Here is a 14,709-nt window from a genome sequence, read left to right on the forward strand (position 1 = left end):
CTTTACCTACGCAATCGCATCAACTTGTTGCTGATACTCAATCGAAAAGTCATCGACTAAATCATTAACCAAGTGCAAATACTTCATTGTGGTTGTGATACTTGAATGCCCAAGCCGAGCTTGTAGGTACATCAAGGGTTCAAATCTGCTGCTTTTATGTTCTAGCATTCCTTTTAGCATGTGCGTTGCGTAAGTATGTCTTAACATGTGCGGTGATACGTGAAAGGGCAAATTAAGCGACTTGAGAGCCTTACCAAAAGCAGAGCCTTGAGAAGTCCACTCTTGACCATCAGACGTTAAAAACAAGCAGTCTGATACCACTCCTGACTCTTGCTGCTTCCGAAAACGAGCCTCATTGACATAACGCCACAAGTCTTCCATCAGTCGTGTTGGAATGTGTATCTTACGCTCTTTCTCACCTTTGGTTCGCGAAATATTGACCTCGTAGTAAGCTCGATTTCCAGTTGGCTTTCGTATTACGTGCAACGGAAACAACAACAGCTCTTTACGTCTGATACCTGTCTGTAGACATAAGCGAACCATCAGCTTTAAGGTTGGATTTTCAATCGCAGATAGCAGTTCTTTCACTTCAATAGCTGACAAAAACTTAGCTTTCTTCTCAAAGGTTTTCATCATCAAATCAGAGCTGTACTTCTTACCACCATTTCTTTCGGTATGAGCTAGAAACTGCTGCCCTTTATTCACTGAAACGGATTCTAGAGAGTAAGGCAATGATTTAAACCACTTACCAACACCATAGGAGTAGAAACGCACTATCGTTCGTAAGTGCTGATTGGTTGAATTAACCGACATGCCAAACTCACCAACACAAAGGTCACGATAAGCACTGACTAACATTTCATCTTCACTGCTTTCTGAAATATCTCGCCAATCCAAACTGTTCTGCTCACAGAATGTCAGGAATTGAGCTAAATGATTGCCATACGTCCACCAAGTGTTCTCACTATTCACTCGACCTCGTTTTAGGCACTCATAGATCAAGAACTGCATTGCCTCTACACAAAGGTTTCCAGATTCAATCCCTAGATCTGAATTATCAGTCTCCCAAGTCAGTAAAGGGAAATTGGGGTATTTGACGCTTTCTATCTCAAAGTCAGATGTGGATTTCAGTACGATCATAACCATTACTCTATACCTGTGTTAATAACCAGTATGAACAGGTATTTTAGAACATCAAGCAATAGTTACACTTTAAGGGATTCATAACAATTAAGATTGTGAATACATAAAGAAGAAAAAGCGAACCATAGATGGTTCGCTTTTTTTGTTTGCCCAGCGAAGCTGGCAAACCCGATAGGCTGAAAGATGCCTTATCACCCTGACTAAGGGGAAGATAATCTGAATGGCAAGGGCGTCACTGGCCAACGGTGGGGTCTGAAGGAAGCCATAAGAAGTTAGAGGTACACAACTAACCGTAACCTGTTTCGGCAGTATTGGTGGGTCAGCGTGCAAAATAGCGCAACGCCCTATACTTAGTCAGACCAATACTGTGCTTGAGGGTGGGATTTCTAACAGGGAGCCAGTGCAGTAACTGGGGAAGCCTGGCATCTAAACTTAATGAGAGTAAGTGGCCTAAATTCAAGGTGAAAGCCAAGATTTAGTGTCGGTGTGAGGTGGCAGATGAACCCGTAGTAGTGAGTAAGGCTAGGCCGATGAAAGCCAGTAATGGTGTGGAGGGGAAAACCAAGCCGACCATCAACATTATGTTTGATGGGGTCAACTTTAGCCAAAAGCTTTAATTGATTGCGAAGGGGGGAAGTATTCTTTAAGCGTATGAAAGACGGGAACTTTTGTTTATCGGCTCACAAGTATTTCGACGGAAATAGCCAAAATATGACGGCCAAACAGGAATGTAGACGCTGAGAATTGAAGGGCGAGCAATGGAGTAATGACTGACCACTTAGGCAGATTGCCAAAAAAGGCTAGCACACCTAATGTCATCATGAAGAATCAGCGATAAGTAGAGTGACACGAGCAGACATACCGCAAGCAAAGGCAGAAAATGACAGTTTACTACAGCTTGTACGGACAATTATTAGACATTAATAACCTGTACAAGGGATTCAAAAAAGTGAAAGCAGCTAAAGGAGCGGCCGGAATAGATAGGCAGACCGTAGGCGCATTCGCCCTGAATTTAGAAGCAAACTTAAAACAACTGCAACTTGAGCTGCAAACCAAGCAATATAGGGCACAACCTGTCAAACGGGTGGAAATACCCAAAGATGATGGCGGTGTCAGAATGCTAGGTATCCCCGCAGTTCGAGACCGAATAGTGCAACAAACACTATTGAACATACTCCAACCGATATTCGACATCGACTTTCACCCATCGAGTTATGGGTATAGGCCGAAACGAAGCTGTCATGACGCTATCAGTAAAGCAAGTGTATTTATCCGTAAATACCATCGCGACTGGGTCGTAGACATGGATTTGTCGAAGTGTTTTGACCTGCTTGATCATGCTTTGATAATTAGGAGTGTTAGACGCAAAGTGACGGACGGTAGTATTTTAAAACTGATTAATCAGTTCTTAAAAAGCGGAGTAATGATAGGTGAACACTGGGAGGCTAGTACGATAGGAAGCCCACAAGGTGGCGTAATTAGCCCGTTATTGGCCAATATCTACCTAGATGCTTTCGATCAAGAAATGAAAAAGCGTAATCACCGAATAGTGAGGTATGCAGATGATATCTTGATTTTGTGCAGCACAGAAAAAGCAGCGCAAGAAGCACTTAAGGCATCCACCCAGATACTAGAGCGAGACTTGAAATTAACCGTGAACCAAAATAAAACCCATATTGCTCATAGCAGCAAAGGAGTGAAGTTTTTGGGAGTAGAGATAGGTAGCCAGTGGACACGGATACAAGCATCAAAACTCATCGGGTTTAAACAAAAAGTGAAGCAATTAACAAAACGTAACGGCGGCATAAATTTAGCAGAAGTAATAAAACGGCTAAATCCAGTTGTGCGCGGTTTTGTAAATTATTTTAGTATAGCCAATTGTAAACGAGAGCTAAAAGCCTTGGCAGGTTGGATCAGACGAAGACTAAGGGCAATACAGCTGAGGTTGTGGAAGAAGCCATCAAGGCTACATCGACGACTAAAGCAGTTAGGAAAAAAGCCACCGTTTAAGTTCATTAAGATGAACTCGTGGCGTAACTCACTAAGCCCTTTATCTTGTGTATCGATGCCAAACCAATGGTTTGAGGAGCTTGGTTTATATCCAATAGAAAAAGTGAATACGGGATGGCTTGCTTTATCGGCGTTTAGGAAATAAGTTGATAAAATGTGAAGGGTACAGGAGCCGTATACGAGGTCCGTACGTACGGTTCTGTGAGAGGGATGAGGCATAAGCCTCACCCTACTCGATTTACCGTATTTTTGGGATTTACTTAACTTAAGCTCAGCAAGCAAGTGGTCAATCCGCGATTGCATTTCAACCTTATCTTCTTGCAGTGAAATTTTATCTTTTTCTAAGCCATCAAGCTTAGCCTGCATAAGTGCAAGCTGATTTTGTAGTTCGGTGATGAGAATAGTGTCTGGCATTTTAATAGCATGACACATGGGAAAGATCGTTCAAGTAAAAAAAACGATCTGGTTAATTTACATCACTGATAACCCTGATAAAGTTGAGTGGCGGGTTTTATTATTTACCGGTAAGCCAGATAATAACCATTGTAACTGCCGTTGTTCAATCCCCATGGCTACGTGTGCTTGAGCATGATTTGGCCATTGAAATCGTCCTTGCTCTAAGCGACGATAATAAAGCCAAAAACCATTGGTATCCCAAAACAAAATTTTTAATTTATCGCGTTGTTTATTACAAAAAACGAACCACGCTTGGCTTAAAGGATCGAGAGATAGGGTATCGCTGACAATAATACTTAACCCATTGATTGATTTTCGCATGTCGGTGAATCCCGTGACCAAGTAAACTTGGTGGGTGCAAGGTGTCACAGTACGCTCAATAATTTGGCTAGCGTTTGGTTAGCTAATGTCGACTCGAAGTCTATTTGATAGCCGTTTGGTGTGGTGAGTTTAATGATTGAAGGTTGCGTAAAGGCTTGCTCATGAATAACAAACGGGATCACCTGTTGCTTTTTAACCCTTATCGTTTCGTCAGAAAGGCGTTTACGCCAAACATAGAAAGTCGATGCGTTAATGTTGTTATCACGACAAAATTGAATGATGGCTAAACCACTCGATTTTTGCTGCTCAAAAATGCCTTGCCAGTGTTTTATTTTTTGCTGTTTATTCATAATTACCTCAGGTTAATATGCTGAGTAAATTATGCATAGGTAGCATTAATATTGGTATGTGGGTTTAATTGCGCGCTTACCTTTATAACCGCGTTCTTTATCTCTTTTTAATAACTTATGTCCCTTGCCAACCAACACTGCATGCGTTTGATATTTTGCACTTTTGGTCAGCTCGGTCGCGCCAAGATACTGGCTCTTACGTTGATTGCTCTTGAATAGTGACTGGCATGGAACAAACTCATCGCTGCCCTGCGTTTTCAAGTGTGCCGTACCTCGAACTCGGCTAATATAATGCCAGTCATTGTTTCGCACGGCTTTGAGCCAAGGAACTTTAAAGCCCGCATCCGTAACAATAACGGGCCGACAATCACTCGGCAAGATCAGTTTGAGCATCTTCAAGAACCGTTTTTGTACTTTTGGGCAATGATATTGAAAGCTGAATGCACTTTCCTGGTATAAGGTCAAAGAGCGACCTTCACTGACAATGCTAGCACGCAGAATACAGTATTTGGTTTGTGTATCTGCATGACTCCAATCAACCAATATGACGGGATGCTTTTCAGTGACCACAAAACGGCTTAAGCGAACATAAACCGATGTCGATTCACGCAAAAGCTCGTGGTTATTGAGTAGTCGATCAATACGCTTAATATCATGTTTTTCAGTTGTTTTTGAATCCAAATTGCGACCAATAGATGTCAAGGTGCATTGCTGACAGTGCAAAAGAGATTTAACGGCAGCGACTAGAGTATTAAATCTGGCTTTATGAATAGAGTTAGGGGTGACAGCGCGGAGCATATTGTGCAAAATAGTAGACGCATTCATGGTGTTTAGTTCTGTTGTTTTTAAGCGATTCATAAGATCACAAAACACCATGAATGTTCCCTCACTACCCATATTTTTTAACACTATTAGTTCATTGATATATAAAGGCTAATTTTGGGGATACTTTAGGCCTTAACCTCTGCTAGTTCTTATTGTCTGATTTTTAAATGGTTTTTCAATGGTCTTTTTTTTGCTTGTTCCAGTTAGCTTATTAAAAACACTGTTTCATATCGCTACTTGAAAAACCTATTTAGGAAGGAAGATCATGGCTGAGTCATTTAAGTATTCAAAAAACCAAGGGCATGGCGGTGAGTTGCACCAAACTGCTGATAAAAACCACCCTACAATGACCACTGCGCAGGGTTGTCCTATTAGTGATAACCAAAACTCACTCAAAGCGGGGCAACGTGGACCTGGGTTAATGGAAGATCATGTACTTAGGGAAAAGCTATTTCATTTTGATCATGAACGTATTCCAGAGCGGGTTGTTCATGCGAGGGGGTATGGTGCTCATGGCTATTTCGAAACTTACGATGCGCTAGATGATTTAACCTCTGCTGATATTTTTCAACGCAAAGGTGAAAAAACACCTGTTTTTGCACGCTTTTCTACAGTTGCAGGAAGTAAAGGGTCGCCAGATTTAGCCCGCGACGTACGTGGCTTTGCTGTTAAATTTTATACCCAAGAAGGAAACTGGGATTTAGTGGGTAATAATATTCCAGTATTTTTTATTCAAGATGCAATGAAGTTTCCTGATTTAGTTCACAGCGCTAAGGCCGAGCCTGATCGAGGTTTTCCGCAAGCACAAACTGCTCATGATAATTTTTGGGACTTTGTCAGTTTATCGCCAGAGTCGATGCATATGATAATGTGGGCAATGTCAGATAGAGCAATTCCGCGTTCGCTAAGATTTATGGAAGGCTTTGGTGTTCATACTTTTAAGTTTATTAATGCCAACAGTGAAGAAAAATTTGTTAAGTTTCATTGGAAGCCAAAAGGTGGCATGCAGTCTGTTGTATGGAATGAAGCACTTAAACTAAATGGTGCTGATCCTGACTTTCACCGTCGCGATATGTGGGATTCAATTAATCAAGGTAACTACCCTGAATGGGAGTTGGGCGTGCAAGTTTTTGATCAGCAATTTGCAGATGATTTTGAGTTTGACGTATTTGACGCCACAAAATTAATCCCTGAAGAACAAGTGCCGGTTAAGATCGTGGGTAAAATGGTATTAAATAGAGTAGTTGATAATTTTTTTGCTGAAACGGAACAGGTCGCTTTTTGTACACAAAACATAGTGCCGGGGCTTGATTTTACACCCGATCCTTTATTGCAGGGTCGTAACTTTTCATACTTAGATACTCAAACTAAACGCTTAGGTGGTCCTAATTTTACTCAAAATTCCTGTCAATGCACCCAAATGCCCAATGAGAAACTTTTTACAAGACGGGCATATGGCAATGCAAAATCCTAAAGGTCGAGTTAACTATGAACCTAACTCGTTCAGTGGTGACGAGAATAACCCTAGAGAATGCCCTGTACATGGATTTAAAAGCACAGACACACAAACACAAGGCAGTAAATTACGATACCGAACTGATACATTTAGTGACCATTATAGCCAAGCACGCCAGTTTTATTTAAGCCAAACAAAAACTGAGAAAATTCATATTCAAAACGCCTATGTGTTTGAGCTTTCAAAAGTTGAGCACTTACCAATTAGAGAGCGTTTAGTCTCTCATTTATTGAACATTGACGAAGATTTAGCAGAACAAGTAGCCAAAGGGTTGGGGTTACAACAAATGCCAGAGCGAGCTGAAGCTGCACGTGAAACTCGTCAAGACCTACCTTTATCTGACGCACTGAGTATTTTAAAAAATTCACCAAACACCTTTAAAGGAAGAAAGCTCGGTATATTAGTAAGTGAAGGTTTTGATGCGAAGATTTTTGACTCCCTAATAAAAAGCCTTGAAAAGGAAGGGGCTTCTTATGAAGTTATAGCGGCGCAAGTCGGTGGAGCAAAAAACAGTAATGGTGAGCATGTTGCTGCTGATCAAGTCATTAATGGCGGCCCGTCAGTGTTATATGACGCGGTGGCGATATTAACAACAGCATCAGGCGCGAAAGAGCTTGCTAAAATACCTGAAGCGAAAGATTTTGTTAGTGATGCCCATGCACATATGAAGTACATAGGTTATAACGACGAAGCTTCAGCTTTGATTGAAGCCGCAGGATTAAACGAACAATGTGATGATGGTTGGCTAAATTTAGACAAAGTACCATCGAGTGAATTTTTAACCACACTTCGTAATTTAAGATATTGGCAAAGATAATATCATTCATAGCTTAAAGGCCAGTAAAACTGGCCTTTAAATCTTTACGTTATTACAAAGCTTCTAAGCTTTTTTCTAGCATTGCTTTTATTTGTTTTACAATTTTTTCTTCTGTTTCTGGTTCAAATTGCGCTATACGAGGGGTGTGAATGTGGCCTGTAGGAATATCTGAATTTAGCTCATTACGTAAACGAATGCTGCGGTAAGATATTTCGTTCGACAGATAGCCACCGCCGCCGCCTTTTACGGCTATAGCGCCTTTTAACTCTGCATAAGTTTTAGGTTTAAACGATTTTTCGAGGGTGATCACTTCGTGGTTATCGTTTATCGGAAATGCCCCTTTAGCTTGTAGCATCTGTTTTATAGGCAGACTGAATTCTACAAACTCGCTGCCTGGTAGTGGGCGATCGTTCAAGCTTGGGATCTTGGGCGCTGTTGATGTGCCGCCGTATACTATATTGGCGTTGTCGGGGGCGGTTACACTGCGGCGTTTGCCCGGGAAGCGCTCAAGATCGAAGTCTTTACTGCCCATGCTGACTGTTACTATCATATCTACGTTGTTCAGTGCGTAATAGGGTGCAAGTAGTTGTTCAATAATACCTTGGTCAAAATCTTCATAACGCACTGGCACCATTACGGTATTTATTTCGGCGGTAATGCCTTTATATGTGAGCACTTGACCATCTAATAATAGTGCAGCGATGCCGGATGGGTTACTTTGGTTAATGTTTCTATCAAGTAAGAATGGGTCAAAACCGGTCAGTAGTATTTTTTTTCTGGTGCCTTTTGAATAGGCTAAATCGTTGCGCCCGCGACTGCCGTTTTCAAGCATGGTTAAAAGAGTATTTTGTTCGTCACTCGTTAGGGTAAAGCTCGGGTTTGTTGTGCGAATGACTTTGCTTGAAAGTAAGCGTGCCCAGTAAAGTGCTCGGTCGTCATAGTTTTTAGTTGTTGTTATGCGCTCTCTGGCATCGAGCCAAAGTTGGCTCGAGTAATCATGGACTAAATCGCTGGCTTGCTTAAGGTTTTTTAGTTTTTTCCAGCTTTGTTCAAACTCAGCTAGGTCATCTGAAAACGCCGCTAAAACCTTGGGCATTGCTGTTTGAGCTTTTTCAATACGTTGCTCTTCAATAGTAAGGTCTGCGCTTAGAGCTGTAAAAGAAGATAAAATTAAACTAGAGGCAAAAAGTAATCTGATCATGGTTGTCCTATGTAGTCTTCAGTAAGATTGCGGATAAATATCACTATCCTATGTATATTGCACGAGCGCAAATAAAAAAGTTGGTTGCCTTTGTATACGCTCCTTTTGCCCATTCCTAGAGGCTACTGCCGCAAACTGTTATGCTACGCTCATTAAGTTATAACCGAGTAATATTATGATTAATGATAATGATGTAATTAGCACCCTTGAAGAGCTTGAAGCTTTTTTGCTATTAGTTGAAAGTGGTGGATTGGGATTAGAGAATGTCGCGGGTGTAGCACTTGCTACCAATAACAGTGATGGTCGTCCATTTGTGGCTGTACTTGATGATGAACATAAATTGCTGTTAGGACGTTGGGTGACAGATAACGTGTTTGAAAACGGTAAAGATCTTGTGCGTCAGGGCCCTAAAAAGCCACATTAATAAGGTTTTTAGCTAAAAATACTTTCATCAGCAAGCTGAGAAGAGCGTTCTGGTCATCTCAGCTTTAGTTTTTCTGAACTAAAAAACCTCTTATTGAGGTTCTATAAAGTCATTTTCTACTTAATCATCTTGGTCTTTATCAATGTTATACATGACTAGCATTGTGCGTGAGGTGGTTTTTTTAATACGTAAATTCATAGTTGCTGCCAATGCCGATTTGGTGGCATCTGATGTGCCGATGATAACGGCGCTGTCTTGTCTAAATGCACACACTACTGACAAAACCTAGAAAGATAAACACGCCTTTATAGCGTGATAAGGATTTTCTAAAAAACTTACCACTAAGGCTTATGAATAGCTGCTTTTAAATGATAGGGATGAAGAAGTAATTACCATTAAGAATGCTAATGGGTCTTTATCGGCCGGGCGATAAAGTAAGGAGAGTCAAGATTCGGCCCAGTTACTCCATTGCAGGAACTGAGGTTTATATTTTATGCCACTTCAAGCCCCTGAGCCTTACTTTCTCTTAAGGCATTTTTCAGTTTATTTTTATAGTTACTCAAGCATTCTTAGGTAGCTGAGGACATAAGTATAATCGTTTGTTGAACGACTGCTCAACGTGTGCTTTAATTATTGTTCAATAATTGAGGAGCCCAACATGATTAAGTTTTATTTCCACCACACACCAAACCCAATGAAAGTTGCTCTGTTTCTTGAAGAGACAGGCTTGCCATACGAGGTCGTACCGCTTGATACTTTAAAAGGCGAACAACATACTACTGAATTTAAAGAGATTAATCCTAATGCTAAAGCGCCAGCAATTACAGATGATGGAATGCGTGTATTCGATTCAAATGCTATTTTAATGTATCTTTCAGAAAAGCACGGCAAGCTTGCTGGAAAACCTGAAGATCGCGCTGAAATGCTGTCGTGGTTAATGTTTATTGCCTCAGGGCTGGGGCCATATTCAGGGCAATCTGTACACTTTAGGTATGGCGCGCCGGAAAAATTAGATTACGCAATTAACCGTTATTTACGTGAAGCACAACGCCACTATGAAGTTTTAGATACCCATTTAGAAGGGCGTGACTTTATTGTTGGTGATACGTACTCAATTGCTGATGTTTCAGCATGGGGCTGGATTGATAAAGCAAAGGTTGTTTTAGGTGAAGAAGGGTTAGCACCGTATCCAAATTTAACGCGTTGGTTTGACAGTATCGATAGTCGCCCAGCAGTAGAGCGCGCTCGTAGTATTAGCACTGGTATTGAATTCAAGAAAGATTTTGATGAACAGGCTCGCCGCGCATTTTTCCCATCAAACTATGCTAAAACTTAATTTTTAAATTTACGATTTTACTGAGGTGGTTAGTAATAGTTAATTTTTGAATAAAGTGAAGATAAATGGCGCTAGTACTTATTTTAAGTACTAGCGCCATTATTTATATTAATAGGGCTAAGGGAAAGTTAGAACTTAGCGCGAAAGCCTAAGCTGAAACGACGATCAGCTTCGGTGTATTTCCATGCACCATCTAATTCTGATAAGTAAATAGAAGGTTCACCTGTTAAGTTTGTGGCATTACCTACAATTGTGAAGTTTTCGTTAACATCCCAACTTGCTGAGAAGTCTAACTGGCCTCTGTCGTCGCGGTAGTTATTACCATATACAGTGCCTTCTTCTGCAATGCTGCCGTTTAAGTTGATGTTTTCTACTCGTTTTTCGTTTTCAGAATCAAGGAAACTATCACGATAGTTATATGCTAGACGAGTTGAAAATCCATTATATTCCCAAAACAACTGCAGGTTATAAGTGTTTTCAGATATCTCTAATAGTGGGTTACCATTAGGTTGTTCGCTATCAGAATAAGTATAGTTAGCACTTAAACCTAAGCCTGAGAACGCGCCTGGTAAGTTGGAAAAGAACTGTTGGTAGCCTACTTCAAAGCCTTGAATAGTACCATTTTCACCATTCACATTTTTGATAGTATCGATACCTGTTAACCCTGCGTCTCTAAGACCTGAAACATAGTCAAAGCCATCAGCATCAACAGGGAAGTCTGTCGCATCAGAATAAACCATGTTGTCTTGTGATACGCCTGCGTTATCTAGCTGACATACTTGGTTCCATTGCGTTACATTTTGACCTGAAGTTGAGTCTGAAGCAACACAGCTACTCTCGTTACTTAAGAAAGATTTAACATCTTTATAAAAGACTGCAAATGATACAATGTTACCGTCACCAAAATAGTGCTCAACAGATAAATCAAATTGTGTAGCGCGGTATGGTTCTAAATCAATAGAGCCCTGGGTTGCACCTGTTGTATCGTTATTAACATCAAATGCCGGGCTTAGTTCATTAAAATCAGCTCTACGCATTACTTTAGCCGCAGCGAAGCGAAATAGTGTATCGTCAGAGTAATTATAAGTTACATTTAAGCTAGGTAAGAAGTCACTATAATCATTCTCACCAGTTATTTTTTCACCATTACTGTAAACGCTTGATTCAAGGTCAGTTGTAACATAACGACCACCAACAATAGCTGTAATGTAATCAAAATCTAGATGAGCAGATAAATAGATTGCTGCAGTATCTTCAGCAACATTTCTATAGGCACTTTCTTGAAACTCTTGGTTATCAGCAAAGCTTCCTGTGGTTGCCAGGTTAGTTCCTGAAAGTAGCTGTTGTAGCTGTGCGTAGGTATTTGCTGGATTAGATAAACCATTATAAGTTAAGAAGGTTAACAAATCATTTTGACCAGATTGACCAATTTGATCAAATGAATTTTCATGACTCATTGTGGTAAAGCTACCAGGAAAAGCCGCGTTATAATCATCAGCCCATAGCGTTGCACTTGAACCGTCTGAGTCGTTATAAGCATTTTTATATATATCGGTCAATTCAACTTTGTATTGTTCATATTCAAAGTCACGTTTTGTTGCTCGAACACCTGCTTCTAAGCTCGATACCCAGTTGATGCCAAGTGGTTCATCTATTACAACGTCAAAACGTACTGCGGTTTCATCGTTGTAAGTGTTACGTTCTTCACTTTTAAAGGTACGTAAAGCTAAGTTTTGTGGATCGGTAAATGCTGTTGGATCTGAATTTACAATACTTGGCAATTTATTACCTGATTGAGAGAAAGAACTATCGTATAAATTGTTTTCTAAATCAACGCCACCACTTTCTTCATAGACTGATTTTTGAACTGGGCGTAGTGTAAACTCTGAATCAGGGCGGATACTGTCAGACGAGGCGACAGCCACTTCGCCCGAAATCATTACACCATCAGCAACAATCCATTCTGCACCTAGCGCATTTGAGAAAGATTCTGTTTCACGAAAATCACTATACGTTTTTGGAATACCAAATTCGTTAGTAAGCGTATAATTGTTAACACCATTTGCAGTTTGGGTGGTATTGGCATCAGTTGATAAAGAACCTCCAACACCTAAAATAGAGTTACCAGCTTGCTCGCCTGAACGTTTTGTGCCACTTAAATCAAGATAAACCATGCCATCAGCAGATTCAGGAGCCCATTGTAATGATAAAGCAAGCGCAGTACGTTCACGGTTTTCTACATATTGTTCAATACTATGCTCGTCTCTAATAATAGCATTACCGCTTGGAGTGTTTCCAGGTTGGCCATTAATTTCAGTGTCTTGTGGCTTTACTCGGCTAGATGTTTCATCTTGACGAAGTTCACGGTCTTGATACGAAACCATCACAAGTGCACCAAAGGTACCAAGCTCGTCAAAATCCCAGTTATTACCTACAGAACCACTAAAAATGGGGGCTACATTTTCAGTTTTATCTGCATATTCAGCATCAATTGACATAGCTGCGGTGAGCTTATCTAATTCAAGCGGGCGGACTGTTCTTAAGCTTACAGTGCCGCCTAATGCGCCTTCAATCATATCAGCCGTTGGTGATTTTACGACTTCAACAGATTTCAAAAAGCTTGATGGGTAATCTTGTAGGCTGATGCCGTCGCGAGAATCACCGATAGTAGAGCGACCATTTAATTCGACACGGTTCTGGGGCAAGCCACGAATAGAAACGCTATCACCTACACCAAAATCAGAGTTAATAGAGACACCTGTAATGCGTTGCAGTGCTTCAGCAATGTTATTGTCAGGAAGCTTACCAATATCTTCAGATACGATAGCATCAACAATACGGCCGTCAGTACGTTTGATTAAAGAAGCTTCTCTTAAACTTCCTAAAATACCACTTACTTGAATGACTTCTATACCGTCATCTGCTTTTTTCACTTCATTTTCAGCTTCTTGTTCAGCAAGTGCTGATGTGCTTAATAAGCAAAGCGCTGCGGCTCCGATAAGTGTAGAGCTACTTCTTTGTTGTTTGCCTATTAATGTTGAAGTAATGCTATTGAGTTTCATGTATCTCTCCCGATTTTGAGTATCACTCGAGTCATTGTGTGCTACCAGTGAATGTTGGTTTACCAATTTGTTTATCTGGACCATCTTAGTTGTCATACAGATGATGTGATTAAAATTAAACTATTTAGTTTTTTATTTCAAGCTTTGTTTACCATAAATTCACTTTTGGTCTTACAATTATAACTTTATTTTATTTATTTATAATTAATTTAACGAGTTAGCTGGATGTTTTAATTTTGGTTTTAAATTTAATGTTGTAATAACCAGCGGTTAAAAATAAGCAAACAGGTATATTTTGTTTCGCTTGTAGGTGCATAAAAAGTAAGAGGAAGGAGGGAGTTGGGGGGGTTATATAGAATAACTGTGTGATATTAATTACTTGACGCTTACTTAGCTGATAAGTAATGAGTCGTGCGTGTTAAATTGACATTCACATGTAACAAAGCTTTTTTTCGATCTATTACTGAAATTGTTAACTACAAGGTGGATCTTACCGTGTTGTATTACCAATTATGTGTTTTATTTATTTATTGGTAACATTGCTTGGTGTGGTGTGTTTTTAAGAGAGGTAGGCCATCAACAATGAATGACAGATCATAAAAAGCCCAGCACTGAAATGGCTGGGCTTAGTCTCTATTTTGACTGCTAGCTATTAATTGCATAGCAACCGATAATGTTTATATTACTTGTATTAGCTTTTTAATTCGCCTGTAGCTGACTCTATGTGAGCACGGATAAACCATTGAAATTGTTCTAAATCAGCAAGCTGGCTAATTATCATATCTTCAGAAACAGGATCGAGTTCAGAGAGTGTGTTAAGTGCTTTTCTGTGATCTTTGTTAATTCCGTTGTATACCTTGTCCAAAGCCGTTAAATGGTCGGTTACAAGACCTTTGCCAATTGAATAGTCTTGCCAAGTACGACGTTCAACAATCGATTGCGGTGTACCTACAGGCACTCCGCCAAGTGTTGCGATGCGTTCTGCTATGGTATCTGTCATTTCGCGAACAACCTCGACCTGTGGATCCAGCATTTCGTGTACGCCAATAAAGTTAGGGCCAACTACATTCCAATGGATATGCTTTAAGGTCAGTTGTAAATCAATTAGGGCAACCATGCGGTTATCTAAAATAGTGATTGTATCTTGTGCAGACTCATTTTTTACGCCAGGTGCGGTAAAATCAGCTGTTTTGTTTGGTGTGTTACTCATCACTTCTCCTCGTCTTTATAAGTCAATTGTCCACAAGT

11 protein-coding genes and 1 pseudogene are annotated in these 14,709 nt (G+C 40.3%); 4 read left to right on the forward strand and 8 right to left on the reverse strand.

The window, feature by feature from the left end:
* Positions 1-6: 6 nt before the first annotated feature.
* The gene (locus ACT3S9_RS03890; protein ID WP_444751102.1) at positions 7-1,011 is read right to left on the reverse strand and encodes a tyrosine-type recombinase/integrase; all 1,005 of its coding nucleotides are present in this window, start codon (positions 1,009-1,011) and stop codon (positions 7-9) included.
* A 1,012-nt stretch (positions 1,012-2,023) separates the two neighbouring features.
* Here ACT3S9_RS03890 and ltrA point away from each other — a divergent pair.
* On the forward strand, positions 2,024-3,298 hold the full coding sequence (gene ltrA / locus ACT3S9_RS03895; protein WP_086960535.1) for a group II intron reverse transcriptase/maturase: 1,275 nt from the start codon (positions 2,024-2,026) through the stop codon (positions 3,296-3,298).
* Between the two features lie 326 nt (positions 3,299-3,624).
* On the opposite strand, the gene tnpB is transcribed toward ltrA, so the two are convergent.
* The 3 genes from tnpB to ACT3S9_RS03910 are packed head-to-tail and all read right to left on the reverse strand — an operon-like array spanning position 3,625 to position 5,138.
* Positions 3,625-3,978: an IS66 family insertion sequence element accessory protein TnpB gene (gene tnpB, locus ACT3S9_RS03900; RefSeq protein ID WP_024605589.1), complete on the reverse strand. Its 354-nt coding sequence runs from the start codon at positions 3,976-3,978 to the stop codon at positions 3,625-3,627.
* Positions 3,975-4,280: an IS66 family insertion sequence element accessory protein TnpA gene (tnpA, locus tag ACT3S9_RS03905; RefSeq protein ID WP_443489032.1), complete on the reverse strand. Its 306-nt coding sequence runs from the start codon at positions 4,278-4,280 to the stop codon at positions 3,975-3,977. Before tnpA ends, tnpB begins: the two co-directional genes overlap by 4 nt.
* A gap of 45 nt (positions 4,281-4,325) precedes the next feature.
* Complete coding sequence (locus tag ACT3S9_RS03910) at positions 4,326-5,138, reverse strand: IS4 family transposase (RefSeq protein WP_444750729.1); 813 nt, start codon at positions 5,136-5,138, stop codon at positions 4,326-4,328.
* A 232-nt stretch (positions 5,139-5,370) separates the two neighbouring features.
* On the opposite strand from ACT3S9_RS03910, the pseudogene ACT3S9_RS03915 reads away from it, so the two are divergent.
* A pseudogene (locus tag ACT3S9_RS03915) lies at positions 5,371-7,438 on the forward strand (catalase).
* Between the two features lie 52 nt (positions 7,439-7,490).
* Here ACT3S9_RS03915 and ACT3S9_RS03920 read toward each other — a convergent pair.
* Positions 7,491-8,639 carry a hypothetical protein gene (locus ACT3S9_RS03920; RefSeq protein ID WP_441835988.1) on the reverse strand — a complete coding sequence of 383 codons (1,149 nt, stop codon included), beginning with the start codon at positions 8,637-8,639 and terminating at the stop codon, positions 7,491-7,493.
* A gap of 175 nt (positions 8,640-8,814) precedes the next feature.
* On the opposite strand from ACT3S9_RS03920, the gene ACT3S9_RS03925 reads away from it, so the two are divergent.
* On the forward strand, positions 8,815-9,063 hold the full coding sequence (locus tag ACT3S9_RS03925) for a hypothetical protein (protein WP_441835987.1): 249 nt from the start codon (positions 8,815-8,817) through the stop codon (positions 9,061-9,063).
* 120 nt (positions 9,064-9,183) lie between these two features.
* Here the strand turns inward: ACT3S9_RS03925 and ACT3S9_RS03930 are convergent, their stop codons facing one another.
* The gene (locus ACT3S9_RS03930; protein ID WP_441835986.1) at positions 9,184-9,336 is read right to left on the reverse strand and encodes a hypothetical protein; all 153 of its coding nucleotides are present in this window, start codon (positions 9,334-9,336) and stop codon (positions 9,184-9,186) included.
* A 385-nt stretch (positions 9,337-9,721) separates the two neighbouring features.
* On the opposite strand from ACT3S9_RS03930, the gene ACT3S9_RS03935 reads away from it, so the two are divergent.
* On the forward strand, positions 9,722-10,399 hold the full coding sequence (locus ACT3S9_RS03935) for a glutathione S-transferase family protein (RefSeq protein ID WP_441835985.1): 678 nt from the start codon (positions 9,722-9,724) through the stop codon (positions 10,397-10,399).
* A gap of 128 nt (positions 10,400-10,527) precedes the next feature.
* Here the strand turns inward: ACT3S9_RS03935 and ACT3S9_RS03940 are convergent, their stop codons facing one another.
* Together ACT3S9_RS03940 and dps are read right to left on the reverse strand one after the other, a co-directional pair.
* Positions 10,528-13,461 carry a TonB-dependent receptor gene (locus ACT3S9_RS03940; protein ID WP_441835984.1) on the reverse strand — a complete coding sequence of 978 codons (2,934 nt, stop codon included), beginning with the start codon at positions 13,459-13,461 and terminating at the stop codon, positions 10,528-10,530.
* Positions 13,462-14,152: 691 nt separating this feature from the next.
* Complete coding sequence (gene dps / locus ACT3S9_RS03945) at positions 14,153-14,671, reverse strand: DNA starvation/stationary phase protection protein Dps (protein ID WP_441835983.1); 519 nt, start codon at positions 14,669-14,671, stop codon at positions 14,153-14,155.
* Between the last annotated feature and the right edge of the window lie 38 nt (positions 14,672-14,709).

The sequence above is a fragment of the Pseudoalteromonas sp. AOP31-A2-14 genome (assembly GCF_052378035.1).
Classification (GTDB): Bacteria; Pseudomonadota; Gammaproteobacteria; order Enterobacterales; family Alteromonadaceae; genus Pseudoalteromonas.

What these genes read in the sequence shown, in the direction of transcription:
- ACT3S9_RS03940 (WP_441835984.1), bottom strand. Translation starts at nt 13,461, where the DNA reads ATGAAACTCAATAGCATTACTTCAACATTAATAGGCAAACAACAAAGA.
- ltrA (WP_086960535.1), top strand. Translation starts at nt 2,024, where the DNA reads ATGACAGTTTACTACAGCTTGTACGGACAATTATTAGACATTAATAAC.
- ACT3S9_RS03910 (WP_444750729.1), bottom strand. Translation starts at nt 5,138, where the DNA reads ATGAATCGCTTAAAAACAACAGAACTAAACACCATGAATGCGTCTACT.
- ACT3S9_RS03920 (WP_441835988.1), bottom strand. Translation starts at nt 8,639, where the DNA reads ATGATCAGATTACTTTTTGCCTCTAGTTTAATTTTATCTTCTTTTACA.
- ACT3S9_RS03935 (WP_441835985.1), top strand. Translation starts at nt 9,722, where the DNA reads ATGATTAAGTTTTATTTCCACCACACACCAAACCCAATGAAAGTTGCT.
- tnpA (WP_443489032.1), bottom strand. Translation starts at nt 4,280, where the DNA reads ATGAATAAACAGCAAAAAATAAAACACTGGCAAGGCATTTTTGAGCAG.
- ACT3S9_RS03890 (WP_444751102.1), bottom strand. Translation starts at nt 1,011, where the DNA reads ATGCAGTTCTTGATCTATGAGTGCCTAAAACGAGGTCGAGTGAATAGT.
- dps (WP_441835983.1), bottom strand. Translation starts at nt 14,671, where the DNA reads ATGAGTAACACACCAAACAAAACAGCTGATTTTACCGCACCTGGCGTA.
- ACT3S9_RS03925 (WP_441835987.1), top strand. Translation starts at nt 8,815, where the DNA reads ATGATTAATGATAATGATGTAATTAGCACCCTTGAAGAGCTTGAAGCT.